Genomic DNA, 24,227 nt, shown 5'->3' with positions numbered 1-24,227 from the left:
CATGTCCGGACTGCCAGCAGCAGCGCATGCGATGGTGACCGGTGGAGGCCGCGGCATCGGGCGCGAAATCGCGCGCGCTTTGAAGTCCGCCGGCGCAACCGTGACGATCGTCGGGCGCAGCCGCGCAACGCTCGATGAAGCAATCGCGTCCGGCTGCGCCGATCACGCCGCCATCGCCGATGTCGCCGATCAGTCGGCGCTGGCTGCGGCGGTGACGGCTGCCGCCGCGCGACAGCCGATCGCGATCCTGGTTGCCAACGCGGGAAGCGCGGAGTCCGCGCCGTTCCTGAAGTCCGACGCCGCGCTGTTCCGCCGCATGATGGACATCAACTTCATGGGCGTCGTGCACGCCGTGCAGGCCGTGTTGCCGGCGATGAGGGCGCAGCCTTACGGCCGGATCGTTGCGGTGGCGTCCACCGCGGGCCTCAAGGGTTACCCCTATGTCAGTGCCTATACGGCCGCGAAGCATGCTGTCGTTGGCCTGACGCGGTCGCTGGCTTTGGAGATGGCTGCGACGGGCGTGACCGTGAACGCCGTGTGTCCCGGTTTCACCGACACCGATCTCGTCGCCGACAGCGTCGACAATATCATGAAGAAGACCGGCCGCAGCCGCGAGCAGGCGATCGCCGAGCTTGCCAAGCACAATCCGCAGGGACGGCTGATCAAGCCGCAAGAGGTCGCCGACACCGTGCTGTGGCTGTGCGGTACTGGCGCCGGCGCCATCACGGGGCAGGCGATCGCAGTAGCCGGCGGCGAAGTCTAGGTCGCGTCGTTCAGACAGAATAATCGAACCGAGGGAGTTCACATGTCCAAGCCCGCCAATCCCGTCACCGTGCCGTTGGCCGACTACAAGCCGAGCCATTTCCTGCTCGCGGTCAAGGATCGCGTCGCGACCGTGACGCTGAACCGGCCGGAGCGAAAGAACCCGCTGACCTTCGAGAGCTATCGCGAGCTGACGGATTTCTTCCGCGCTTGCGCGTTTGACGACGACGTCAAGGCGATTGTCGTGACCGGCGCGGGCGGTAACTTCTCCTCGGGTGGTGACGTGTTCGAAATCATTGGGCCGCTGGTGAAGATGGATACCAAGGGCCTGACCGCGTTCACGCGGATGACCGGCGATCTCGTCAAGGCGATGCGCGCCTGTCCGCAGCCGGTCGTGGCGGCCGTGGAGGGCATCTGTGCCGGCGCCGGCGCGATCGTCGCGATGGCTTCCGACATCCGGCTCGCCGCGACCGGCGCCAAGGTCGCATTCCTGTTCAACAAGGTTGGTCTGGCCGGCTGCGACATGGGCGCCTGCGCGATCCTGCCGCGCATCATCGGCCAGTCGCGTGCCTCCGAGCTGCTCTACACCGGCCGCTTCATGAGCGCGGACGAGGGCGAACGCTGGGGCTTCTTCAGCCGGATCGTCACGCCGACGGATGTGCTGGCCCAGGCCGTGGCACTGGCGACGGAGATCGCGAATGGTCCGACCTTCGCCAACACGATGACCAAACGCATGCTGGCGATGGAATGGGCGATGTCGGTCGAGGAGGCGATCGAGGCGGAGGCAGTTGCCCAGGCCTTGTGCATGACGACGGAGGATTTCAACCGCGCATTCGAAGCCTTTGCTGCCAAGCAGAAGCCGGTCTTCCAAGGCAATTGACGAATGGAAGGAACCGAAGGGGCTTGCCAGGAAATATTTTAGGTCTAAAATAATTTCCATTGGCTCGGCTCTCCAGTGGAGGCGCTCATGAAGATCGCGATCATCGGCGGCGGACCTGCCGGTCTCTATGCGGCGATATTGCTCAAGAAGCAGCGGCCCAAGGCCGACATCGCGGTCTACGAACGCAACCGCGCCGACGACACGTTCGGCTTCGGCGTGGTGTTCTCCGACGCCACGCTCGACAATTTCGAGAAGCACGATCTTCCAAGCTACCAGCGCATCACCCAGGAGTTCGCCTACTGGGACGACATTGCGGTCCACTTCCGCGGCACCGTGCATCGCGTCGGCGGCAACGGTTTCTGCGGCTGCTCGCGCCGGACGTTGCTGCGCATTCTGCAGGAGCGCGCCCGCGAGCTCGGCGTTTCCCTGCATTTCGAGGTCGATCTCGAGGACGAGTCGCAGTTCGCAGATGCCGACCTGATGATTCTTTCGGACGGCATCAACAGCCGCTTCCGCCAGAAATACGTCGATCATTTCCAGCCCGAGGTCGACCTGCGCGCCAACAAGTTCGCGTGGATGGGCTCGACCAAGCCGCTCGATGCTTTCACCTTCATCTTCCAGGAGACGGAGTGGGGTCCGTTCATCGCGCACGCCTATCAGTACGAGGCGGGGCACTCGACCTGGATCTTCGAGACCGATCCGGAGACGTTCGAGAAGGCTGGCCTGACCGGGCTCGACGAGCGGCAATCCGCCGACCGCATGAAGGAGATCTTCGGCTGGTTCCTCGGCGATCATCCGCTGCTGATCAACCGCTCGATGTGGCGCAATTTCCCGATGATCCGCAACAAGCGCTGGGTCAAGGACAACATGGTGCTGCTGGGTGACGCCAAGTCGACTGCGCATTTCTCGATCGGCTCGGGCACCAAGCTCGCGATGGAGGATGCGATCGCGCTGGCCGAGGCCATGCAGCGCGCGCCGACCATTCCGGCGGCGCTCGATTTCTATGAGCACGGCCGCCGCGAGGAGGTCGAGAAGACCCAGCACGCCGCTGACGTCTCGCTGGTCTGGTTCGAGCATGTCGACCGCTTCTGGGACTTCGATCCCGTGCAGTTCGCCTTCGGCGTGATGACTCGCTCGAAGGCGATCACCTACGACAATCTCACGCTGCGCGCGCCGAACTTCGTGGTCGAGGTCGACAAGGCTTTTGCACGCCAGGTGCGCGCCAAGGGCTTCGAGGTCGATGTCGATAAGCCGGTGGCGCCGATGTTCCAGCCGCTCAAGCTGCGGGACATGACGCTCGCCAATCGTGCGGTGCTGTCGCCGATGTGCATGTACTCCGCCGAGGAGGGCGTCCCGGGCGACTTCCATCTGGTGCACTACGGCTCGCGGGCGATCGGCGGCGCGGGCCTGCTGTTCACCGAAATGACCTGCGTCAGCCGCGATGCGCGTATCACGCCCGGCTGTGCCGGTTTGTGGAACGATGCGCAGGAAGCCTCCTGGAAACGCATCGTCGATTTCGTCCACGCCAACTCGCAGGCGAAGTTCGCGCTGCAGCTCGGTCATGCCGGCCGCAAGGGGGCGTCCAAGCTGATGTGGGACGGCATGGACCGTCCGCTGGAGCAGGGCGCCTGGGACATCGTGTCGGCGTCGCCGCTGCCGTATTTCCCCGACAGCCAGGTGCCGCGCGAACTCGACCGTGCCGCGATGGACGCGATCAAGGCCGACTTCGTTGCGGCGGCCGAGCGCGGCCACGCTTGCGGCTTCGACATGCTCGAGCTGCACTGTGCACACGGCTATCTTCTCGCGAGCTTCATCTCGCCGCTGACCAACAAGCGGACGGACGAGTACGGCGGCTCGCTCGAGAACCGGTTGCGTTTCCCGCTTGAAGTGTTCGCGGCCATGCGCGCGGCCTGGCCGGCGCACAAGCCGATGTCGGTGCGCATCTCCGCGACAGATTGGGCCGAGGGCGGCATCACCGGCGATGATGCGGTGCTGATCGCCCGCGCGTTCGGCGAGGCCGGCGTCGATCTCGTCGACGTCTCGACGGGACAGACCGTGCGTGAGGCTCGGCCGATCTATGGCCGCATGTTCCAGACGCCGTTCTCTGACCAGGTGCGCAACGAGGCTCATGTCGCGACCATGTGCGTTGGCAACATCACCAGCGCCGACCAGGTCAACACCATTCTCGCTGCCGGCCGCGCCGATCTCGTCGCGCTCGGCCGCCCGCATCTCGTTGATCCCGCCTTCACCATGAAGGCGGCGGCCTGGTATGGCGCCGACATGTTCTGTCCGCCGCAATATCTGCCGGGCAAGGAGCAGATCTTCCGCAATAGCGTGCGGGAGCGGCAGGACTTTGAGGAGCTGAAGATTAAGGCTAAACCGAAAACGCGGGCGGAGCTGAAGGCGGAGGCGGCGAAGCCGCTTGCGGCGGAGTAAGCCGCTGTGCGACGCTGCCGCCCGGTACGACGAATGTCAGTGGAGTATGGGCGATGAAGGCGATCATCGTTGGCGGCGGTATCGGCGGGTTGACCACGGCTTTGATGCTGCGGGCGCGCGGCATCGATTGCGAGGTGTTCGAGCAGGCGGAGTCGATCCGCGAACTCGGCGTCGGCATCAACACGCTGCCGCACGCGATCCGCGAGCTTGCCCAACTCGGGCTGCTCGACCGGCTCGATGAGGTCGCCATCCGCACCTATGAGCTGTTCTATCTGACCCGGCGCGGCCAGGAGGTCTGGCACGAGACCCGTGGCGTCGACGCGGGTCACGACGTGCCGCAATTCTCGATCCACCGCGGCCGGCTGCAGAGCGTGATCCATGAGGCCGTGATGCAGCGGCTCGGACCAGAGAAGGTCCACACCGGCTGCCGGCTCGGCTCCTTCACCCAGGACGAGGGCGGGGTCACCGCCTATTTCTTTGACCGCTCCGGCTCCCATGTCCACACCGCCCGCGGCGATGTCCTGATCGGCGCCGACGGCATCCATTCAAAGGTCCGGCAGACGCTGTTCCCGAACGAGGGCGCGCCGTGCTGGAACGGCCTGATGCTGTGGCGCGGCGCCACGGACTGGCCGGTGTTTTTGAGCGGGCGGTCGATGATCATCGCCGGCGGCCTCAACGCCAAGGCGGTGATCTATCCGATCGCCGAGGGCTCGAGCACCGCGACCCGGCTCACCAACTGGGCTGTCCTGGTGCGCATCGGCGACGCCAACACCGCGCCGCCGCGGCGCGAGGACTGGTCGCGGCTCGGCAAGGCCGACGAACTGATGCCGCATGTCAACGGCTTCTCCATTCCCCAGGTCGACTTCGCGGCGATGGTGCGCGCGACGCCGGAGTTCTGGGAGTATCCCTGCTGCGACCGCGATCCGCTGCCGTACTGGTCGAGCGGTCGCGTGACGTTGCTGGGCGATGCCGCGCATCCGATGTATCCGGTCGGCTCCAACGGCGCGTCGCAGGCGATCCTCGATGCCCGTGCGCTCGCCGATGCCTTGGCCCGCTCGGAGCATCCGCGCCAGGCGCTGATGGCCTATGAGCAGAAGCGGCTGCCGATGACCGCGGAGATCGTCGCGTCGAACCGCCGTGGCGGGCCGGAAGGCGTCATCGATGCCGTCGAGCAGCTCGCGCCGCAAGGGTTCACCGACATCAACACCATTCTCAACTACGAGGCCCGCGAGGGCATCGTACGCGGCTATGCGAGCCGGGCTGGCTTTGCCGCGCGGATGGTGACGCGGCAGGCGTCGTAGTTGTAGCTCAGACCGTTGCTGGGGCTGCCCCTCACCCCAGCCCTCTCCCCGTGAAGGACGGGGAGAGGGAGCGCACTGTTTGCTGCGCGACGGCTCGTAGCTCAAGCGCCGGTCGCCTCACGCCCCCGGAGGTGGGGGCAAGAAGTGGATGTTGTGCTCGGCGGCGAGCTTCACGACGTCGTCGGGGTTCTGGTCGCGCATGTTGTGGATCCCCCAGAACAGCTCGTAGAGCCGCCGCGTCGGCGACACCCAGAACAGGGTCTTCGCGGTCTGCTGCGACTTGTTGAAGATGCCGTGCGGCTTGCCCATCGGCAGCCGCACCGTGTCGCCGGCGGTGGCGTAGTCCTCGGCGCCGTCGAGGAAGAAGTCGAGCCGGCCTTCGAGGATGTAGAGATACTCGTCCTGGTCGGGATGGATGTGCGGCGGCACGAAGGTGCCGACCGGGAACGTCGCATGCCAGGAGAAGCTGTGCTCGGTGCGGCTCTTCGGCACGTAGACCTGGCCGAGGATGTTCCAGGAGATGCCCTGGATGCCCTCATTGGCCCGGGTGATGCCGGCGATTTCCGGATGGCTCATGTTGATTTCACTCCCTGTCGTTACTTGGCTGCGCAATCCTTGGCGTAGCGGTCGGCGTAGTTCTCGTACACCTTCTGCACGATCTCGGTTTGGAACTTGCCGTCGGGCCGCTTGGCGACCTTGGTCAGGTAGAAGTCCTGGATCGGATAGCCGTTGGTGTTGAACTTGAAGTTGCCGCGCAGCGAGGCGAAATCGGCCTTCTTCAGCGCGGCTGCGACGGCGTCCTTGTTGCTGAGGTCGCCCTTGACCGCCTTCACGGCGCTGTCGATCAGCAGGGCGGCGTCATAGGCCTGCATCGCATAGGTGCCGGGCACGATGTTGTAGGCGGCCTCGTAGGCTGCGACGAATTTCTTGCTCTGGGCATTGTCGAAGTTCGGCGCCCAGTTGGCGCCGCCGAACATACCGACGGCGGCATCCTGCTGCGCGGGGAGGGTGGATTCGTCGACCGTGAAGGCCGAGAGCACCGGAACCGTGTCGGCGAGGCCGGCCTGCTTGAACTGCTTCACCAGGTTCACGCCCATGCCGCCGGGCATGAAGGTGAACACGGCGTCCGGCTTCTGCGAGGAGATCTTGGACAGCTCGGGCTGGAAGTCGAGCGTGTTCAGCGGAACGTAGGATTCCTCGACGATCTCGCCCTTGTAGTCGAGCTTGAAGCCGGCGACGGAATCGCGCCCGGCCTGATAGTTCGGCACCAGCAGGTACATCTTCTTGTAGCCGCGGTCCTGCGCCACCTTGCCGAGGATCGCGTGCACCTGGTCGTTCTGATACGAGGTCACGTAGAAGAACGGACTGCACTCCTTGCCGGCATAGCTGGACGGGCCGGCATTCGGGCTCACCAGGAAGGTTTTGTTCTCGGTCACCGGGCGGTGGATCGCCTGCAGCATGTTGGAGAAGATCGGGCCGACGACGAAGTCGACCTTGTCGCGCTCGAGCAGGCCCTTGACCTTGGTGATCGCGGCGTCCGGCTTCAGCTCGTCGTCGGCGACGACGACCTCGACGTCCTTGCCGCCCATCTTGCCGCCGAGATCCTTGATCGCGAGGTTGAAGCCGTCGCGGACTTGCCCGCCGAGCGCGGCCGCGGGGCCGGACAGGGTGACGATGACGCCGATCTTGATCTTGTCGGCGGCCAGCGCCGGCTGCGCCAGCACGCACGCCACGACGCCGAGACCGGCCAGCTTCGAACTCACTTTCATGACAACTCCCCCGGGATGCGGAAATTCAGGTCTTGTTTTTGGCACCTGACCGAATGATGGGTCAGACCGCAGCTTGGACCAAGCCTAGTCTGATGATGCCCCGAGCCGCAAGCGAGCTGCTTGCGGAACGGGCAGTTTCGGCCGTATGCAAGCGGCGCGCCAATTGCTTGAAGGTTAAAGGAATTGTCCTGCTCACCGTCCGGCGCAAATGACGGTACGTTTTTCCTTGCTCCCTTGACCTCCTGAAGGTCAAACTCATGAGCCGCGCCGACGAGGCTGAACGTGCTCCAAATGATTCCGTCACCAGTGAACCCGTCATGACGCTTGATTCTGAGACCAAGGCCGTCGAGCTGCCCGAGGACCATGCGGAGGAGCTGCGGCTGTGGCTGCGGCTGCTGACCTGTACGACGTTGATCGAGGGCGAAATCCGCGGCCGGCTGCGCGAGCGCTTCGACGTGACCCTGCCGCGTTTCGACCTGATGGCGCAGCTCGACAAGGCGCCTGACGGCATGACCCTGTCCGACGTGTCCAAGCGCATGATGGTGTCGAACGGCAACGTGACGGGCTTGGTCGAGCGGCTTGTCGAATCCGGCCATCTCGACCGCCGTACCTCCGATACCGATCGCCGCGTCCAGGTGATCCGCCTGACCAAGCTCGGCCGCGCCGAATTCCGCAAGATGGCCACCGAGCATGAGGGCTGGATCGCCGACATCTTCGGGGATCTCACGGAGAAGGACGTGCGCGAACTGATGCGGCTGCTGGCCAAGACCAAGGGCTCCGCACAGAAGGCCGTGCAGCGCCGGCAGGACTGAGCCGGGCCTGACAGCACGTCGCAGGCACGCCGCGGCGCGCGGCAAACGCTCAAACAATTTGCGGGCAGTGCACAATCTTCGGCTCTCTTCGCCTCTTGCGTCCAATTGTTTTAAGTCTAAAATGTTTAGGACTGAAACGTGCCGGGCGTCCTTCCCTTTGAGACAGGAGCGTGTGATGGCCACTGCCGCCAAGGTTCAGCAGCCGGAGAGCGCGCACAGCGCCCATGTCGACACCTTCGCGCAGGACAACCTGCCGCCGCGCGAGCTGTGGCCGGACTTCGTGTTCAGCCGTCCCGAATTCCAGTATCCGCCGCGGCTGAACTGCGTGACGCATTTCCTCGACCGCTGGGTCGCGGAGGGGCGGGGCGATACGCCGTGCATCGTCAGCACCGAGGTGAGCTACACCTATCGTGAGCTGCAGGCGCTGGTGAACAAAATTGCCAATGTCCTCGTTGGCAAGCTCGGCCTCGTGCCGGGCGGCCGCGTGCTGCTGCGCTCCGCCAACAATCCGATGATGGTCGCGACCTATCTGGCGGCGATCAAGGCCGGCGGCATCGTGGTGGCCACCATGCCGCTGCTGCGCGCCAAGGAGTTGTCCTATCCGATCCAGAAGGCGCAGATTGCACTCGCCTTGTGCGACGGCAAGCTGGCCGACGAGATGGAAAAGACCCGCCCGCTCGCGCCGGCGCTCAAGCAGGTCGTGTATTGGGGCAACGGGCAGCCCGACGCGCTGGAAGCGCTGATTGTAGACGCGAGCCCCGACTTCACCGCGGTTGACACTGCCTCCGACGATCTCTGCCTGATCGCCTTCACCTCGGGCACGACCGGCGATCCCAAGGGCACGATGCATTTCCACCGCGACATGCTCGCGGTGTGCGACGGCTATGCCCGCAATGTGCTGCGCGCCAGCCAGAGTGACCGCTTCATCGGTACCGCACCGCTCGCCTTCACCTTCGGCTTCGGCGGCGTATTGTTTCCGATGCATATCGGCGCCTCCTACGTCGTGCTGGAGAAGACCTCGCCGGACGATCTGCTCGGCGCGATCGAGCGCACCAAGGCGACCGTCTGTTTCACCGCGCCGACGGCGTATCGCGCGATGCTGGGCAAGCTCGAGGGCCGCGACATCTCCTCGCTGCGGAAATGCGTCTCCGCCGGCGAGACCCTGCCGAAGCCGACCTTCGACGCTTGGCTGAAGGCGACAGGGCTCAAGCTGATGGACGGCATCGGTTCGACCGAGATGCTGCACATCTTCATCAGCGCTGTTGAGGACGAGATCCGTCCCGGCGCCACCGGCAAACCAGTGCCCGGCTACGAGGCCAAGATCGTCGATGATGAGGGCCGCGACGTGCCGCCGGGCACGATGGGCCGGCTCGCGGTGCGCGGTCCCACCGGCTGCCGCTATCTCGCCGACGAACGCCAGCGCAAATACGTCCAGAACGGCTGGAACGTGACCGGCGACACCTATGTGATGGATGAGGACGGCTACTTCTGGTACCAGTCCCGCTCCGACGACATGATCGTGTCGTCGGGCTACAACATTGCCGGCACCGACGTCGAGGCGTCGCTGCTGACCCATCCGGCCGTCGCCGAATGCGGCGTGGTGGGCGCCCCCGACGAAGCCCGCGGCATGGTCGTGAAAGCCTATGTCGTGCTGGCGCCCGGAGCGGAGGGCACGCCGGCGCTGGTGACCGAGCTGCAGGAGCATGTCAAACGCGAGATCGCGCCGTACAAATACCCGCGCGCGATCGAATTCGTCACGCAACTGCCCAAGACCGAGACCGGCAAGCTGAAGCGGTTCGCTCTGCGGCAGATCGCGCAGGCCGCGGCCTCCGGCACGGCCGCGTAGCAGAAACAGGGAGAGACGTTCGTGAGCACGACCAAAGCGCCCACGCTCGCCGTGGTGAAGCAGGATGCTTCGAGCCTGCGCGTGCTGCAGCCGAGCGGCTGGCCGATGCCGAAGGGCTATGCCAACGGCATCAGCGCCGAGGGGCGCATCGTCGTCACCGGCGGTGTGATCGGCTGGGACGCGCAGGAGAAGCTTGCCGACGGGTTCATCGCGCAGGTCCGGCAGGCGCTGCTGAACATTGCCGCGATCCTGGCCGAGGGCGACGCGCGTCCGGAGCACCTTGTGCGGCTGACCTGGTACGTCGTCGACATGGACGAGTATCTCGGCAACCTGAAGGAGCTCGGGAAGATCTATCGCGAGATCTTTGGCAGCCACTATCCGGCCATGGCGCTGGTGCAGGTTGTCAGGCTCGTGGAGAAGGCGGCGCGGGTGGAAATCGAGGCCACCGCGGTGGTGCCGCGCTGAGGGCCAGGCCGGCACGGAGGTGGTGAGATCATGTCCCGCTACAGGAACCAGACTCGCCTCCGCGCCTTCACTTCCATGGCACGTTTGATCTTCAGTGACGTTCGACAGCCCGCGGCCGCCGAGGCCTATGACATCGCGCTCGACTTTCTCTGGCGGTCCGGCGCCGTCCGCGACGAGGTCGAAACCTATCAGTTCCTGGCGGCCGAAATCTCGCGGCTGGTCGATCGCGGCCAGACCAACCGGCTCAGGATGGCCAATCTCGCCATTGCGGCCCATCAGCGCCTGTTCGTTGATGCGGATGTGTCGCCGGTGAATGGCCGATCGGATCGGCCCATGCGGGGCTAGATCGCGATTGCGCGCGGGCGCGTGCATCCGCTTCTCCTCAGGCGTTCTTCACGTCGACCGGACACGAGCATGCGCGTTCTCGCGGCGCTGACGCGTCCGAGCCTTGCTGGTGGATCACCCACGGGAGAACCGAGGGCGCAGGGAAGGCCGGGTGCTCACCACACCCGCGGCCCCCGTGCGACAGAAAATGCACGGGGCAGGAACCACAGGTGGGCCGAACATGCCGGCCTTCCCTGCGCGATGTTTTATCGGCTTATACGTGGTCTCCCTGGTGCGCCGGGCTTGTTGGCCACCATGCCGCGACGATGCTTGCGCATCGCGCGGGTGATACCAGCATCGGGGTATCAGGACATCACGACTTCACCGGACGTCCCACATCACTCGTCCGCGCGAGATGCGCATGATGCACGACGTCCACCGCAGCCTGCCTCACGTATCGTGACGACGCGTACGCCCCTCTTCGTCGAGGCAGGTTGAGCGTAAGCATCGGGCTGATTTGCCCGACGACACAAGGCCTCACTGCTGCGACAAGGTAACGCGACGGGCAGTCACATAGCACGTCACAGTTCGCACGCATCTGGCTTCGCTCATCGAACAATTGTGGTCATCTGATGCGCGCGTTGCCGAACGATGGACTCGGGATTGCCATGTCGCAGCCACCAACCTGTTCGACCGTGGCCGCTCAGTGGCAGTGAGAGCAGGGGGCGGACTTGGACTGGAGACTCTTCGTGACGACGGCGTTGGCAGCAGCGATCGGCGCGGCAGCCGGCGTGTTCGGGTTGACGAGCACGGCAGGCGGCGGCATCGAGCATCAGGCCGACGCCAAGATGCTGGAGATCGGCGTCGCCATCCTGCGCGAGCCGGCGCGGGTGGATGACGATCCGATGCGGTCGTGGGCCGTGCGGGTGGTGGAGAAGAAATCGGGCGTGAGTTTTTCGGACCAGCAGCGCGCGACCCTGATGAAGCGCGCTGGGGGCGGACGGTAGCTCAGGCGACGGTGCGTAGGGTGGGCAAAGGCGCGCCGTAGTGTAGTTGTTAGTCGCCGCTATATGATCGCGCCGTGCCCACCGTCCTTCGCGGATGGTCTGTCGGCGGGCACGCCCTCACGCGGCTCGCGCCGCCCGATGTCTTTGCCCATCCTACGTTCGATGCACATCAGGCGCAGCATCTGTGTCTGCATATGCGACAGTCGAACGACAAACACAGCTGTCGTCCCGGCGAGCGCCGGGACCCATACCCCTAGGGAGCAGCTTGAGGCACGCTGGCGATTGGCTTCGTGCCCTTCACGTCCGCCGCGGAGTATGGGTCCCGGATCGGCGCCGCGCCGCGCTGATGCGCGGCACGGCTTGTCCGGGACGACAGCGATGGGTGGGGCTCGCATATCGAACCGCAACTCCCACCAGCGCGCAAGCTAAACGCTGGGACTCATAAGATGGACTCTTATTTCGACCCGTCGGTCTGTCCGAGATGAAGCAATCAGTCCTTCGCGACGGCCTGTCGGTGAGCACGCCGTCGCGCGGCTCGCGCCGCAGGACGTCTTTGCCCACCCTTGCTACAAACCCCGTCGTCATTGCGAGGAGCGCAGCGACGAAGCAATCCAGAGTCGCGCACTCGGCCCTGGATTGCTTCGCTTCGCTCGCAATGACGGGGCGAGAGCGGTGGCCTACTGATACGCCGAGACGATGTCGCTCACCGCGCGCTCCAGCTGCTGCGCCGTGGCGCACGGGCGCACGACGTTGCAGAAGGTCTGGTAGCGCGGCATCTCGGAGTCGCCCCAGCCCCAGGTGACGCGGCCCTCCGGGTTGAGCCAGACGACGCGCTTGGCGCGCTCGGAGATCGCTTTCAGAATGTCCGCGCGCGGGTCGAGCTTGTTGCTGCGGGCGTCGCCGAGCACGATCACGGTGGTCTGCGGCGTCACCGAGGCCATGAACTGCTTCTCGAAATCGACCAGCGAGGAGCCGTAGTCGGACGAGCCGAAGCCGACCTTGTGCATGATTTCGGCCATGGCGTCTTCCGCGGACTTCTGCTCCAGGATCTCGCTGACCTCGATCAGATGGCCGGAGAATGCGAACGAGCGGACGTCGCTGACGACGTCGTGCAGGCTGTGGATCAGCAGCAGGAAGAAGTCGGACACGCGGGCGACCGAGCCGGAGACGTCGCACAGCGCGACGATCTTCGGGCGGTCGCGGTGCTTGCGCTTCCAGGCGGTGAGGAAGGGGACGCTGCCCCACGCGGCGTTGCGGCGGAGCGTGCGGCGGACGTCGAGATGGCCGCGGCGCTGGCGCTTGCGCGGCTTGCTGTAGCGCTCGCGCAGCCGGCGGGCGATCTGCCGGATCAGCGCCCGCATCTCGGCGACCTGCCGCGGCTCGATCCGCGACAGCTGCGCGTTGCGCAGGATCTCGTGGCGCAGGTTCTCGGTCTCCTCGCGGCCGTACAGCGCCAGCGCCTGCGCGACCGCATCGCGCACGGTGTCCCGCAGGCCGTCGAGGCCGCCCTGCAGCCGTTCGGCGAGGGCCGGGTTGGTTTCGGTCAGCGCATCCAGATCATCGCGCAGCCGCTGGATGCCCATCGTCTCCAGCATGCGGCTGGAGTACAGGCCGCGCTGGGTGAAGTAGCGGATCTCGGACAGGCCAACGGCGCTGGAGGCGTTGGCGATCGCGGCCGAGATGTCGGCGGTGTTCTGCGCCAGCAGCATCTGGGCGAGGGGGCCGAGTTCGGGACTCGCGTCACCGTCGCTCGGCTGTCCCGAGGGCGGTGCAGCCTGGGCCTCGTCTGACGCGGCGTCCGTCGACGCGTCGCCGTTGACCTCGGCCTGCGCCGGATCGACATGGGCGAAGAACAGATCGAAACAGGCTCCGAGCGCCTTTTTCTCGTCCTCGCTCTTGGCGAGCGTCAGCAGCATCGTGTCGCGCAGCACGGTGCGATCGGCGACACCGACGCTCGCGACCGCGCGCATCGCGTCGATGCTCTCGGCCGGCGAGACGTGGACGCCGGCGCCACGGGCTGCCCGGAAGAACCGATGAAGGTTCTCCTGCATGGCGCCTACCCGAAGATGTTCTGGCGCTGTGCCTTGGCGACGAATGTCGTCACCTGCGGCAGCGCCACCTCGATGTCCGACTCGTATTTCAGGAGCACGTTGAGCGTGTCCTTGACCACCTCGTGCCCGAGCTCGGCGGCCTGCAGCAGCACCAGCACGCGCGCCCAGTCGATGGTCTCGCTGACCGACGGCTGCTTTTTCAGGTCGAGCGTCCGGATGTCGTGGATGAAGGCGACGAGCTGGCGCCGCAGGGTCTGCGAGATGCCGGGCACGCGGCTCTCGACGATGCGCTCCTCCAGCCGCTGCTCGGGGAAGCCGATGTGCAGGTGCAGGCAGCGCCGCTTCAAGGCGTCGCCGAGATTGCGCTCGGAATTGGAGGTCAGGATCACGGTCGGCGGCTTGGCGGCGGCGATGCTGCCGAGCTCGGGGATGGTGACCTGGAAGTCGGAGAGGATTTCCAAGAGCAGCGATTCGAACTCGGCGTCGGACTTGTCGATCTCGTCGATCAGCAGCACGCAGCCCTCGGGCTCGAGCAGGGCCTGGAGCAGCGGCCGCGGCTCGACGAATTCTTTCGAGAAGAACACGTCGCCGAAATCATGCAGCTGGCCGAGCGCAGCGTGCAGGGTCTGGGCGCCGCCGAGCACCTCGCCGAGCTTGTCCTTGAGGATTTGGGTGTAGAGCAGCTGCTTGGCGTATTTCCACTCGTACAGCGCCTTGGCCTCGTCGAGCCCCTCATAGCATTGCAGCCGGATCATCTTCAGGCCGCGCCAGGCGGCGATCGCCTTCGCAAGCTCGGTCTTGCCGACGCCGGCCGGACCCTCAACCAGGATCGGCTTGTCGATCGCCTGCGACAGATAGACCGCGGTCGCGATCTGGCGGCTGGCGATATAGCCCTGGGCGGCGAGGCCGGCTTCGACGGCCGCGATCGAGGCGATGGCTGAAGAGGGGGCCGGGGAATCAGCCACTGACGGTGCTCCGTTTCCTGGTATCAGGACCCGGGCGCAGAATTGATCGGCGTTCCCGTCCCTGGACGTTGGCGTCAGGGGAAAACCCTGACTTTTCCTCGCATTGTGTTATGTCCTGGCTACGCGCACCGAGCGGCCCTGTCCAGTGCGCGGGTGGGTGCCTCGGTCGCATGGCTGCCGGTCGCCAGCGAGCCAGCCGAGAACCTTCTCATGAAAATCACGCCGAGCGGAATATGAACCGATCCATCCTGCATCTTCTCGTCCTCCTGGTCCTCGTGGTCGGAGGCGGCTGGATCATCGGCGCCTCCAACATGCCCGGCGCCTGGTACGGCTCGCTCAACAAGCCCTGGTTCACCCCGCCCGGCTGGCTGTTTCCGATCGCCTGGACGGTGATCTACATCCTGGTCGCGGTCGCCGGCTGGCGCACCTATGAGCGGGTCGAGAGCGGCGCCGTGATGCAGGTGTGGTGGGGCCAGCTGGTGCTCAACTTCGCCTGGTCGCCGGTGTTCTTCACCGCGCATCTGATGTGGGTCGCGTTCGCGATCATCGCCGGCATGTTCGTGCTGATCGTGACCTTCATCGTGATGCAATGGCGCGAGGACCGCACCGCGGCGCTGCTGTTCGTGCCCTATGCGTGCTGGGTCGCGTTCGCGTCGGTGCTGAATTTCTCGGTGAATGTGCTGAATTGAGATAAGGCGGGTGTGATGGAAGCTCGCTGCCAGGCGCAGACGCCCGTGCGCTCCCTCTCCCCGTCCTTACGGGGAGAGGGTTGGGGTGAGGGGCGACCGCACGGGGAGTGTCTGCGTCGAGACCTCTACTCCCTCACCCGGATTACTTCTCTTCTTGCAAGCAATGCGGGGCTGTCGCGACGAACGATCGTGCCCGTTAGTTACTCCGTCATGCCCGGGCTTGTCCCGCCTGCGCGGCCGAAGCCGCTTCGGCCCGGCGAAGGCCCGGGCATCCACGTGGTCCCCGGCTTGCCGAACGACGTGGATGGCCGGGACAAGCCCGGCCATGACGGCGCGGAGGCAGGCAGGCGCAAAACCCCGACCGTCGAAGGCCATGGCGCTGCCGCTGGGCCTCAGAGGTTGCGTCCAGTGTGTCGATCGGACGTTGCGTCGCGCGGCTCGGAGGCGCGGGCCCAACCATGAACCTCAAGCAGCTCGAATATTTCGTCCAGGTTGCCGAGCTCGGCTCGTTCAGCAAGGCCGCCTCCGTGCTCGACGTCGCCCAGCCGGCGCTGTCGCGGCAGGTGCGGGCGCTGGAATCCGAACTGAAGCAGCAGCTGTTCGCGCGCAATGGCCGCGGCGTCGAGCTCACGGAGGCCGGCAAGCGGCTGCTCGATCACAGCGTCGGGGTGCTGCAGCTGGTGGCGCATGCGCGCGAGGATCTCGGCGCCAGCCGTGACGCGCCGGTCGGCCGCGTCACCATCGGCCTGCCGCCGAGCATCGCGCGGCAGCTGACCCTGCCGCTGATCGATCGCTTCCGCAAAGAGTATCCGGCGGCGCGGCTCGCGATCGTCGAGGGCCTGTCGACGCACGTCGTCGAGTGGATCACCTCGGGCCGCATTGATGTCGGCATGGTCTACAATCCGGACGCCCAGGCCGGCATCGAGATCACGCCGGTGCTGCAGGAGCCGCTGGCGCTGGTCAGCCACGCCCCGAAGGGCAAGCGCCGCATCACCGCGCCGCTGCCGATGGCCGAGCTGTCGCGCTACAGCCTGATCATGCCCGAGCGCGTGCACGCGATGCGGCGGTTGTTGGAGACGCAGGCGGCGCTCGCCGGCGTCAAGCTCGACATCGCCTGGGAGGTGTCGAGCGTGCCGTCGATCATCGATCTCGTCTGCGCGGGCTATGGCCACGCGGTGCTGACGCCGAGCGGCGTCGCGGCGTCCGGGCGGGCAGGGGAGCTTGCCATCCGGCCGCTGACCGAGCCGGCCCCGACCAGCGTGCTGTGCTTCGTCACGTCAGCCCACAAGCGCCCGACGCCGCTGGCGCAGCAGACGATGAAGCTGGCGACGGCGCTGATCAAGAAGCTGCCGCGGTGAATCGCGAATAACGTCAGCTCGGGCGGTGCCACCCTCCCCCTCCAGGGGAGGGTGGAGCCGCGGCGTCCAGCGGGGCAAAAAGCAAACAGCGGAGCTCTCCAGACCCATTCTAAAATCAGCATGGCTCATCTGATATCCTATGCCATTTCGGAATAGCTGATAGAAGCCTCCCGGCGCTGGCGCGGGCGGTCGCCCTCGGTCACATAACCGGTCAAGCTGCCGAAGCTGCAGGACCCGATCGCGCTGGAAACACGCGCCTGCGGACCTCGGCGAACGAGCCAGAACAGCACCCCAAGGAAGCAGAAGCGATGCCTACGACCGCCCGTGTCGACGTCCAGGCCTTTCTCGACGATCACCCGTTCTCCGCCTTCCAGTGGCTGATCTTTGCGCTCGGCTTCACCATCGTGCTGCTCGACGGCTTCGACACCGCGGCGATCGGCTTCATCGCGCCGTCGCTGCTCAAGGAGTGGGGCATCGAGAAATCGGCGCTCGGACCGGTGCTGAGCGCGGCGCTGTTCGGCCTGGCCGCGGGCGCGCTGCTCGCCGGTCCCGTGGCCGATCGTCTCGGCCGCAAGCTGGTGCTGGTCGGCTCGGTCCTGATCTTCGGCGTCGCCTGTCTCGCCTCGGCCTTCGCGACCAACCTGACCGAGCTCACGGTGCTGCGCTTCGTCACTGGCCTCGGCCTCGGCGCGGCCATGCCGAATGCGGTGACGCTGCTCAGCGAGTACTGCCCAAGCCGGCTGCGCGCCACCATGACCAATCTGATGTTCTGCGGCTTTCCGCTCGGCGCCGCCTGCGGCGGCTTCCTCGCCGCATGGATGATCCCGCAATGGGGCTGGCGCAGCGTGCTGGTGCTCGGCGGCGCGACGCCGCTGGTGCTCACCGTGCTGCTGATCGCGATCCTGCCGGAATCCGTGCACTATCTGCTGTCGCGCGGCGCCAGCGCCGAGCGCGTCCGCAAGGTGATGCGCAAGATCTCGGCCAGGGCTGCCGATGTCGGCCAGTTCGTGATGCTGGAGCCGGAGCATGCCGAGACCACCCGCCGCGTCAACGCCACCGGCATCGGCATGGTGCTGTCGCCGGTCTTGCGCATCGGCTCGCTGATGCTCTGGATCACCTATTTCATGGGGCTGGTGATCTTCTACGCGCTGATCAACTGGATGCCGATCCTGTTCAAGGATGTCGGGCTCAACCCGCAGACCGCGACCCTGATCTCGGCGCTGTTCCCGCTCGGCGGCGTCGGAGCGGTGTTCTTCGGCTTCCTGATGGACCGCTTCAACGCCAACCGCATCGTCGCGGTCGGCTACGCGCTGACGGCGGTGACGATCTTCCTGATCGGGCAGGCGGCCGGCAACATGGGCTTCCTGGTGGTGATCGTGTTCGTCGCCGGCGTGGTCATGAACACGGCGCAGTCGTCGCTGCCGGCGCTGGCGGCGTCGTTCTACCCGACCCAGGGCCGCGCCACCGGGGTGGCCTGGATGATGGGCATCGGCCGCTTCGGCGGTATCGCCGGCTCCTTCCTGGTTGCCGAGCTGACCGCGCGCCACCTCACCTTCAGCGAGATTTTCACCGTGATCGCAGTTCCCGGCTTGATCGCGGCGCTCGCCCTTGTGGTAAAGCAGGCGGTCGGACCGGGCGGCCGCGCCAGCGGCAAGGATGTCGGCAGCCCCGTGGTCGCGCATTGAGCGGCGCCGGACGAATGAAAAGCTTGAGGGAGAGACTGACGTGATCATCGACGTGCACGGCCATTACACGACGGCTCCGAAGGCGCTGGAAGAGTGGCGCAACCGGCAGATCGCGGGCATCAAGGATCCCTCGGTGATGCCGAAGGCCTCCGAGCTCAAGATCAGCGACGACGAGCTGCGCGAGAGCATCGAGAGCAACCAGCTCAAGAAGATGAAGGAGCGCGGCAGCGACCTCACCGTGTTCTCGCCGCGCGCGAGCTTCATGGCGCACCACATCGGCGATTTCCAGGTGTCCTCGACCTGGGCCGGCATCTGCAACGAGCTGTGCTACCGCGTCAGCCAGCTCTTCCCCGATAATTTCATCGGCGTCGCGATGCTGCCGCAGTCGCCGGGCGTGGACCCCAAGAGCTGCATTCCCGAGCTTGAGAAGTGCATCAAGGAATACGGCTTCGTCGGCATCAATCTGAACCCGGACCCGTCGGGCGGCCATTGGACCTCGCCGCCGCTGTCGGACCGGCACTGGTATCCGATCTACGAGAAGATGGTCGAGCTCGACATCCCCGCGATGATCCACGTCTCGACCAGCTGCAACGCCTGCTTCCACACCACCGGCGCGCATTATCTCAATGCCGATACGACGGCGTTCATGCAGTGCCTGACCTCGGACCTGTTCAAGGACTTCCCGACCCTGAGGTTCCTGATCCCGCATGGCGGCGGCGCGGTGCCGTATCATTGGGGCCGGTTCCGCGGCCTCGCCCAGGAGCTGAAGAAGCCGCTGTTGAAGGATCACCTGCTCAACAACATCTTCTTCGACACCTGCGTCTATCACCAGCCGGGTATCGACCTTTTGACCGGCGTGATCCCGATCGACAACATCCTGTTCGCTTCGGAGATGATCGGCGCCGTCCGCGGCATCGATCCGGAAACCGGCTTCTACTACGACGACACCAAGCGCTACATCGAGGCCGCCAAGCTGACCCCAGAGCAGCGCCACCAGATCTACGAAGGCAACGCCCGGCGCGTGTTCCCGCGTCTCGACGCCGCGTTGAAGGCCAAGGGCAAGTAATCTAAAGCGAGCCATGAGCACCCCCATGAACAATCTCGGCATCGTCAAGACCAAGATCACCCGCGCCGACAAGGCGGCGGTGGAGAAGCTGTCGAAGTTCGGCGTCGCCACCATCCACGAGGCGATGGGCCGCGTCGGCCTGATGCAGTGCTACATGCGTCCGATCTATCCGACCGCGAAGATGTGCGGCACCGCCGTCACCGTGCTGCTGCAGCCCGGCGACAACTGGATGCTGCATGTCGCGGCCGAGCAGATCCAGCCCGGCGACGTCGTCGTGGCCGCCTGCACGGTGGAGAACACCGACGGCTTCTTCGGCGATCTCCTGGCGACGAGCTTCCGCGCCCGCGGCGCGCTGGGCCTCGTCATCGACGGCGGCGTCCGTGACGTCGCCGATCTCACCGAGATGCAGTTCCCGGTATTCTCGCGGGCGATCAGCGCGCGCGGCACCGTGAAAGCGACGCTCGGCTCGGTGAACATCCCGATCGTCTGCGCCGGTGCGGCGGTCAATCCGGGTGATGTCATCGTCGCCGACGTCGACGGCATCGTCGTGGTGCCGGCCGCGGTTGCGCATCAGGCGGCGGATGCGGCGGCGGCGCGCGAGGCCAACGAGGCCGACAAGCGCGAGAAGCTGGCCTCGGGCGTGCTCGGCCTCGACATGTACAAGATGCGCGAGCCGCTGGCGAAGGCCGGGCTCAAGTACATTGACTAAGCGATGACCGCGGCGTCGAACCAGTGGCATGTCGGGCTGATCGGCTACGGCGAGGTCGGCAAGATCCTCGCCGAGGATCTGCGCAAGGACGGCGTGCGCGTCTCGGCCTATGATGTGAAGCTGTCGGACAGCCGTGGCGACGCGATGCGAACCCATGCCGACGGCATCGGCGTGACGCTGACCGCGTCGCACGCCGAACTGGCGGCGCAGGCCGACTTCATCGTCTCCGCCGTCACCGCGAGCCAGGACGTGGCGGTCGCGGAGGCCTGCGCTCCGGCGATCAAGCCGGGTGCTTGGTTCCTCGACTTCAACTCGGCCTCTCCCGGCGCCAAGCAGCGCGCGGCCGCGCTGATCGACGGCGCCGGCGGGCGCTACGTCGAAGGCGCGGTCATGACCTCGGTGCCGCCGTATCGCATCAAGGTGCCGCTGCTGCTCGGCGGTGCCGGCGCGCGCGAGCTGGCGCCGCTGCTCAACGATCTCGGCTTCGCCGCCAAGCCGGCCAGCGACAAGCTCGGCGTGGCCTCGGCGACCAAGATGTGCCGCAGCATCATGATCAAGGGCCTCGAGGCGATGGTGATCGAGAGCTTCACCACCGCGCGCGCCTACGGGGTCGAGGATGCGGTTCTCGCATCGCTCAAGGAGACCTTTCCCGGCATCGACTGGGAGAAGCAGGGCGCCTATTTCTTTCAGCGCGTGATCGAGCATGGCCGCCGCCGCGCCGAAGAGGTGCGGGAAGTGGCGGAGACCGTGCGCGACATCGGGCTGACGCCATGGTCGGCTGAAGGCACCGCCGAGCGCCAGGCCTGGGTGGCCGACCTCGCCGATGATGGCCTGTTCGGCACTCGCGGCAGCAAGGAATTCGCGCGCAGCCCGGACTGGCGCACCGAGGCCGATCGCATTCTCAATAAGATCAAATCCAAGGAGTAGGAAACCTCATGGAGTTCCAGAAGACCCCGGGATGGCTCGACTGGTACGACGGCCCGTCGAAGCCGCGCTTCAAGGTGCCGGCCGGCAGCGTCGATGCGCATTGCCACGTGTTCGGCCCCGGCGCCGAGTTTCCTTTCGCGCCCGAGCGCAAATACACGCCCTGCGATGCCTCGAAGCATCAGCTCTACGCGCTGCGCGACCATCTCGGCTTCGCCCGCAATGTCGTGGTGCAGGCGACCTGCCACGGCGCCGACAACCGCGCCATGGTCGATGCACTCGTGCATTCCAACGGCAAGGCCCGCGGCGTCGCCACCGTCAAGCGCAGCGTCACCGACGCCGAGCTGCAGGCGATGCACGACGCCGGCGTGCGCGGCGTCCGCTTCAACTTCGTCAAGCGCCTGGTCGACTTCACGCCCAAGGACGAACTGGTCGAGATCGCCAACCGCATCAACAAGCTCGGCTGGCATGTCGTGATCTATTTCGAGGCCGTCGACCTGCCGGAGCTTTGGGACTTCTTCACCTCGCTGCCGACCACGGTCGTGGTCGATCACATGGGCCGGCCCGACGTCACCAAACCGGTCGATGGCCCCGAGTTCGAGCTGTTCGTGAAGTTCATGCGCGAGCATAACAACGTCTGGTCCAAGGTGAGCTGCCCGGAGCGGCTGTCGGTCAAGGGACCGCCGGCGCTGAACGGCGAGCAGAGTGCCTATCGCGACGTGGTGCCGTTCGCGAAGCGCATCGTCGAGACATTCCCGGATCGCGTGCTGTGGGGCACCGACTGGCCGCATCCGAACCTGAAGGACCACATGCCCGACGATGGCCTGCTGGTCGATTTCATTCCCCATATCGCCGTCACCCAGGAACTGCAGAAGAAGCTCCTGGTCGACAATCCGATGCGGCTGTACTGGCCCGAAGAATCCTGAAGGAGGGAAGCGATGTCGCTCGACAAACCCTATACCGACGTTCCCGGCACGACCATCTTCGACGCCGACATGTCGCGGATGGGCTATCACCTCAACCAGTTCTGCATGTCCTTGATGAAGGCCGAGAACCGCGCCCGCTTCAAGGCCAATGAGCGTGCCTATCTCGACGAATGGCCGATGAGCGAGGAGCAGAAGCAGGCGGTGCTCGACCGTGATCTCAACCGCTGCATCGCGCTCGGCGGCAACATCTACTTCCTGGCCAAGATTGGCGCGACAGACGGCAAGAGCTTTCAGCAGATGGCCGGCAGCATGACCGGCATGACCGAAGACCAGTACCGCGAGATGATGATCAAGGGCGGCCGCTCGCCTGAGGGCAACCGCTACACCGGGGAGAAGAAGTAAATGGCAAAAATCTCCGCAAGCGTTTTCACCTCGCACGTTCCTGCGATCGGCGCCGCCCTCGACCTCGGCAAGACCGGCGAGGACTATTGGAAGCCGGTGTTCGCCGGTTACGACTTCGCCAAGCAGTGGGAGAAGGAGCAGAAGCCTGATGTCGTGTTCCTGGTCTTCAACGACCACGCGACCGCCTTCAGCCTGGACATGATTCCCACCTTCGCGATCGGCACTGCGGCCGAGTATCAGCCGGCCGACGAGGGCTGGGGCCCGCGGCCTGTCCCGAAGGTGATCGGGCATCCGAAGCTCGCCGCGCATATCGCGCAGTCGGTGATCCAGGATGATTTCGATCTCACCATCGTCAACAAGATGGACGTCGACCACGGCCTCACCGTGCCGCTCAGCCTGATCTTCGGTCAGGTCGATGCCTGGCCGTGTCCGGTGATCCCGTTCGCCGTCAACGTCGTGCAGTATCCGGTGCCGTCGGGCCGCCGCTGCTTCATGCTGGGCAAGGCGATCCGCAAGGCGATCGAGAGCTATGACGAGCCGCTCAACGTGCAGATCTGGGGCACCGGCGGCATGAGCCACCAGCTGCAGGGTCCGCGCGCCGGCCTGATCAATCGCGAATGGGACAACGCCTTCCTCGACAAGCTGATCAACGATCCGGAAGGGCTGTCCAAGGTGCCGCACATCGACTACGTCCGCGAGGCCGGCAGCGAGGGCATCGAGCTCGTGATGTGGCTGATCGCGCGCGGCGCCATGAGCGACGTCAACGAGACCAAGAAGGGCAACGCGCCGATCGTGCGTCACCGCTTCTACCATGTGCCGGCCAGCAACACCGCCGTCGGCCATGTCATTCTGGAGAACAACTAAATGGCCAACACGATCAAGGTCGCGCTTGCCGGCGCCGGCGCCTTCGGCATCAAGCATCTCGACGGCATCAAGAACATCGACGGCGTCGAGGTGGTGTCGCTGGTCGGCCGCCGCTTCGACCAGACCAAGGAAGTCGCCGACAAATACGGCATCAAGCACGTCTCGACCGAGCTTGCCGACAGCCTCAAGCTGCCGGAGGTCGACGCCGTCATTCTGTGTACCCCGACGCAGATGCATGCGGCGCAGGCGATCGACTGCCTCAAGGCCGGCAAGCATGTGCAGGTCGAGATCCCGCTCGCGGATTCGCTGAAGGACGCGCAGCAGGTGGTCGAGCTGCAGAAGGAGACCAAGCTGGTCGCGATGTGCGGCCACACCCGCCGCTTCAATCCCAGCCACCAGTTCGTGCACAAGAAGATCAAGGCCGGCGAGTTCCACATCCAGCAGATGGATGTGCAGACCTACTTCTTCCGCCGCACCAACATGAACGCACTGGGCCAGCCGCGCAGCTGGACAGACCATCTGCTGTGGCACCACGCCGCGCACACCGTCGACCTGTTCGCCTATCAGGCGGGCTCGCCGATCGTGAAGGCCAACGCGATCCAGGGACCGATCCATCCGACCCTCGGCATTGCCATGGACATGTCGATCCAGCTCAAGGCCGCCAATGGCGCGATCTGCACCTTGTCGCTGTCGTTCAACAATGACGGCCCGCTCGGCACCTTCTTCCGCTACATCGGCGACACCGGCACCTACATCGCCCGTTACGACGATCTGGTTGATGGCAAGGAACAGAAGATCGACGTTTCCAAGGTCGATGTCTCCATGAACGGCATCGAGCTGCAGGACCGCGAGTTCTTCGCCGCGATCCGCGAGGGCCGCGAGCCGAACGCCTCCGTTGCCCAGGTGCTGCCCTGCTACCAGGTGCTGCACGATCTCGACGAGCAGCTCGCCAAGGGCTGAGTGGAGTGCTGAAGTCAGCCCCTCCT

23 protein-coding genes are annotated in these 24,227 nt (G+C 65.6%); 19 read left to right on the top strand and 4 right to left on the bottom strand.

The window, feature by feature from the left end; genetic code table 11:
* Position 1 precedes the first annotated feature (1 nt).
* The 4 genes from ACQR1L_RS04375 (at position 2) to ACQR1L_RS04360 (ending at position 5,379) form a co-directional block, all read left to right on the top strand.
* The gene (locus tag ACQR1L_RS04375; RefSeq protein ID WP_434856705.1) at positions 2-763 is read left to right on the top strand and encodes an SDR family NAD(P)-dependent oxidoreductase; all 762 of its coding nucleotides are present in this window, start codon (positions 2-4) and stop codon (positions 761-763) included.
* Between the two features lie 42 nt (positions 764-805).
* Positions 806-1,642: an enoyl-CoA hydratase family protein gene (locus tag ACQR1L_RS04370; RefSeq protein WP_434856704.1), complete on the top strand. Its 837-nt coding sequence runs from the start codon at positions 806-808 to the stop codon at positions 1,640-1,642.
* Between the two features lie 87 nt (positions 1,643-1,729).
* Complete coding sequence (locus tag ACQR1L_RS04365; RefSeq protein WP_434856703.1) at positions 1,730-4,078, top strand: bifunctional salicylyl-CoA 5-hydroxylase/oxidoreductase; 2,349 nt, start codon at positions 1,730-1,732, stop codon at positions 4,076-4,078.
* Positions 4,079-4,131: 53 nt separating this feature from the next.
* Positions 4,132-5,379 (top strand): flavin-dependent oxidoreductase, encoded by a 1,248-nt coding sequence (locus tag ACQR1L_RS04360; RefSeq protein WP_434856702.1) that lies wholly within the window; start codon positions 4,132-4,134, stop codon positions 5,377-5,379.
* A gap of 117 nt (positions 5,380-5,496) precedes the next feature.
* Here ACQR1L_RS04360 and ACQR1L_RS04355 read toward each other — a convergent pair whose 3' ends face one another.
* Both ACQR1L_RS04355 and ACQR1L_RS04350 read right to left on the bottom strand, forming a co-directional pair.
* Positions 5,497-5,955 (bottom strand): cupin domain-containing protein, encoded by a 459-nt coding sequence (locus ACQR1L_RS04355; protein ID WP_434856701.1) that lies wholly within the window; start codon positions 5,953-5,955, stop codon positions 5,497-5,499.
* Between the two features lie 20 nt (positions 5,956-5,975).
* On the bottom strand, positions 5,976-7,148 hold the full coding sequence (locus ACQR1L_RS04350) for an ABC transporter substrate-binding protein (RefSeq protein ID WP_434856700.1): 1,173 nt from the start codon (positions 7,146-7,148) through the stop codon (positions 5,976-5,978).
* Positions 7,149-7,465: 317 nt separating this feature from the next.
* Between ACQR1L_RS04350 and ACQR1L_RS04345 the strand changes: the two genes are divergently transcribed.
* The 5 genes from ACQR1L_RS04345 to ACQR1L_RS04325 all read left to right on the top strand — a co-directional run bounded on the left by ACQR1L_RS04345 (position 7,466) and on the right by ACQR1L_RS04325 (position 11,602).
* Complete coding sequence (locus tag ACQR1L_RS04345) at positions 7,466-7,960, top strand: MarR family winged helix-turn-helix transcriptional regulator (RefSeq protein WP_434856699.1); 495 nt, start codon at positions 7,466-7,468, stop codon at positions 7,958-7,960.
* A 175-nt stretch (positions 7,961-8,135) separates the two neighbouring features.
* Complete coding sequence (locus ACQR1L_RS04340) at positions 8,136-9,806, top strand: benzoate-CoA ligase family protein (protein WP_434856698.1); 1,671 nt, start codon at positions 8,136-8,138, stop codon at positions 9,804-9,806.
* Between the two features lie 21 nt (positions 9,807-9,827).
* Positions 9,828-10,271 carry a RidA family protein gene (locus tag ACQR1L_RS04335; protein ID WP_434856697.1) on the top strand — a complete coding sequence of 148 codons (444 nt, stop codon included), beginning with the start codon at positions 9,828-9,830 and terminating at the stop codon, positions 10,269-10,271.
* A 30-nt stretch (positions 10,272-10,301) separates the two neighbouring features.
* Entirely contained in the window at positions 10,302-10,616 is a 315-nt protein-coding gene (locus tag ACQR1L_RS04330) for a hypothetical protein (protein ID WP_434856696.1), read from the top strand.
* A gap of 710 nt (positions 10,617-11,326) precedes the next feature.
* On the top strand, positions 11,327-11,602 hold the full coding sequence (locus ACQR1L_RS04325) for a hypothetical protein (protein WP_434856695.1): 276 nt from the start codon (positions 11,327-11,329) through the stop codon (positions 11,600-11,602).
* A gap of 677 nt (positions 11,603-12,279) precedes the next feature.
* Here the strand turns inward: ACQR1L_RS04325 and ACQR1L_RS04320 are convergent.
* A complete protein-coding gene (locus ACQR1L_RS04320; protein ID WP_434856694.1) occupies positions 12,280-13,653 on the bottom strand; it encodes a vWA domain-containing protein in 1,374 nt (457 codons plus the stop codon).
* Positions 13,654-13,658: 5 nt separating this feature from the next.
* Complete coding sequence (locus tag ACQR1L_RS04315; RefSeq protein WP_434856693.1) at positions 13,659-14,618, bottom strand: AAA family ATPase; 960 nt, start codon at positions 14,616-14,618, stop codon at positions 13,659-13,661.
* A gap of 275 nt (positions 14,619-14,893) precedes the next feature.
* Between ACQR1L_RS04315 and ACQR1L_RS04310 the strand changes: the two genes are divergently transcribed.
* From ACQR1L_RS04310 to ACQR1L_RS04265, 10 genes are all read left to right on the top strand, one after another.
* Positions 14,894-15,307: a TspO/MBR family protein gene (locus ACQR1L_RS04310; protein ID WP_434857236.1), complete on the top strand. Its 414-nt coding sequence runs from the start codon at positions 14,894-14,896 to the stop codon at positions 15,305-15,307.
* Positions 15,308-15,765: 458 nt separating this feature from the next.
* Complete coding sequence (locus tag ACQR1L_RS04305) at positions 15,766-16,665, top strand: LysR family transcriptional regulator (RefSeq protein WP_434856692.1); 900 nt, start codon at positions 15,766-15,768, stop codon at positions 16,663-16,665.
* A gap of 308 nt (positions 16,666-16,973) precedes the next feature.
* The gene (locus ACQR1L_RS04300) at positions 16,974-18,350 is read left to right on the top strand and encodes an MFS transporter (protein WP_434856691.1); all 1,377 of its coding nucleotides are present in this window, start codon (positions 16,974-16,976) and stop codon (positions 18,348-18,350) included.
* A gap of 40 nt (positions 18,351-18,390) precedes the next feature.
* Positions 18,391-19,416 carry an amidohydrolase family protein gene (locus ACQR1L_RS04295; RefSeq protein ID WP_434856690.1) on the top strand — a complete coding sequence of 342 codons (1,026 nt, stop codon included), beginning with the start codon at positions 18,391-18,393 and terminating at the stop codon, positions 19,414-19,416.
* A 13-nt stretch (positions 19,417-19,429) separates the two neighbouring features.
* Entirely contained in the window at positions 19,430-20,125 is a 696-nt protein-coding gene (gene ligK, locus ACQR1L_RS04290) for a 4-carboxy-4-hydroxy-2-oxoadipate aldolase/oxaloacetate decarboxylase (RefSeq protein ID WP_434856689.1), read from the top strand.
* A 3-nt stretch (positions 20,126-20,128) separates the two neighbouring features.
* Positions 20,129-21,052 (top strand): DUF1932 domain-containing protein, encoded by a 924-nt coding sequence (locus ACQR1L_RS04285; RefSeq protein WP_434856688.1) that lies wholly within the window; start codon positions 20,129-20,131, stop codon positions 21,050-21,052.
* Positions 21,053-21,060: 8 nt separating this feature from the next.
* Entirely contained in the window at positions 21,061-21,975 is a 915-nt protein-coding gene (locus ACQR1L_RS04280; protein WP_434856687.1) for an amidohydrolase family protein, read from the top strand.
* 12 nt (positions 21,976-21,987) lie between these two features.
* Complete coding sequence (gene ligA, locus ACQR1L_RS04275) at positions 21,988-22,377, top strand: protocatechuate 4,5-dioxygenase subunit alpha (protein ID WP_009030426.1); 390 nt, start codon at positions 21,988-21,990, stop codon at positions 22,375-22,377.
* Positions 22,378-23,241: a class III extradiol dioxygenase subunit beta gene (locus ACQR1L_RS04270; RefSeq protein ID WP_434856686.1), complete on the top strand. Its 864-nt coding sequence runs from the start codon at positions 22,378-22,380 to the stop codon at positions 23,239-23,241. It begins immediately after the preceding gene.
* Positions 23,242-24,201 carry a Gfo/Idh/MocA family oxidoreductase gene (locus ACQR1L_RS04265; protein WP_434856685.1) on the top strand — a complete coding sequence of 320 codons (960 nt, stop codon included), beginning with the start codon at positions 23,242-23,244 and terminating at the stop codon, positions 24,199-24,201.
* Positions 24,202-24,227 lie beyond the last annotated feature (26 nt).

This window comes from Bradyrhizobium sp. HKCCYLR20261, assembly GCF_051168435.1.
Taxonomy (GTDB): Bacteria; Pseudomonadota; Alphaproteobacteria; order Rhizobiales; family Xanthobacteraceae; genus Bradyrhizobium.
The sequence above is the reverse complement of the archived record's forward strand: the minus strand, read 5'-3'. Positions and strand labels throughout refer to the sequence as shown.

Bases quoted from the DNA above. Each gene is read 5' to 3' on its own strand.
- ACQR1L_RS04375 (WP_434856705.1), top strand. From the start codon at position 2: ATGTCCGGACTGCCAGCAGCAGCGCATGCGATGGTGACCGGTGGAGGC.
- ACQR1L_RS04370 (WP_434856704.1), top strand. From the start codon at position 806: ATGTCCAAGCCCGCCAATCCCGTCACCGTGCCGTTGGCCGACTACAAG.
- ACQR1L_RS04365 (WP_434856703.1), top strand. From the start codon at position 1,730: ATGAAGATCGCGATCATCGGCGGCGGACCTGCCGGTCTCTATGCGGCG.
- ACQR1L_RS04360 (WP_434856702.1), top strand. From the start codon at position 4,132: ATGAAGGCGATCATCGTTGGCGGCGGTATCGGCGGGTTGACCACGGCT.
- ACQR1L_RS04355 (WP_434856701.1), bottom strand. From the start codon at position 5,955: ATGAGCCATCCGGAAATCGCCGGCATCACCCGGGCCAATGAGGGCATC.
- ACQR1L_RS04350 (WP_434856700.1), bottom strand. From the start codon at position 7,148: ATGAAAGTGAGTTCGAAGCTGGCCGGTCTCGGCGTCGTGGCGTGCGTG.
- ACQR1L_RS04345 (WP_434856699.1), top strand. From the start codon at position 7,466: ATGACGCTTGATTCTGAGACCAAGGCCGTCGAGCTGCCCGAGGACCAT.
- ACQR1L_RS04340 (WP_434856698.1), top strand. From the start codon at position 8,136: ATGGCCACTGCCGCCAAGGTTCAGCAGCCGGAGAGCGCGCACAGCGCC.
- ACQR1L_RS04330 (WP_434856696.1), top strand. From the start codon at position 10,302: ATGTCCCGCTACAGGAACCAGACTCGCCTCCGCGCCTTCACTTCCATG.
- ACQR1L_RS04320 (WP_434856694.1), bottom strand. From the start codon at position 13,653: ATGCAGGAGAACCTTCATCGGTTCTTCCGGGCAGCCCGTGGCGCCGGC.
- ACQR1L_RS04305 (WP_434856692.1), top strand. From the start codon at position 15,766: ATGAACCTCAAGCAGCTCGAATATTTCGTCCAGGTTGCCGAGCTCGGC.
- ACQR1L_RS04300 (WP_434856691.1), top strand. From the start codon at position 16,974: ATGCCTACGACCGCCCGTGTCGACGTCCAGGCCTTTCTCGACGATCAC.
- ligK (WP_434856689.1), top strand. From the start codon at position 19,430: ATGAGCACCCCCATGAACAATCTCGGCATCGTCAAGACCAAGATCACC.
- ACQR1L_RS04285 (WP_434856688.1), top strand. From the start codon at position 20,129: ATGACCGCGGCGTCGAACCAGTGGCATGTCGGGCTGATCGGCTACGGC.
- ACQR1L_RS04280 (WP_434856687.1), top strand. From the start codon at position 21,061: ATGGAGTTCCAGAAGACCCCGGGATGGCTCGACTGGTACGACGGCCCG.
- ligA (WP_009030426.1), top strand. From the start codon at position 21,988: ATGTCGCTCGACAAACCCTATACCGACGTTCCCGGCACGACCATCTTC.
- ACQR1L_RS04270 (WP_434856686.1), top strand. From the start codon at position 22,378: ATGGCAAAAATCTCCGCAAGCGTTTTCACCTCGCACGTTCCTGCGATC.
- ACQR1L_RS04265 (WP_434856685.1), top strand. From the start codon at position 23,242: ATGGCCAACACGATCAAGGTCGCGCTTGCCGGCGCCGGCGCCTTCGGC.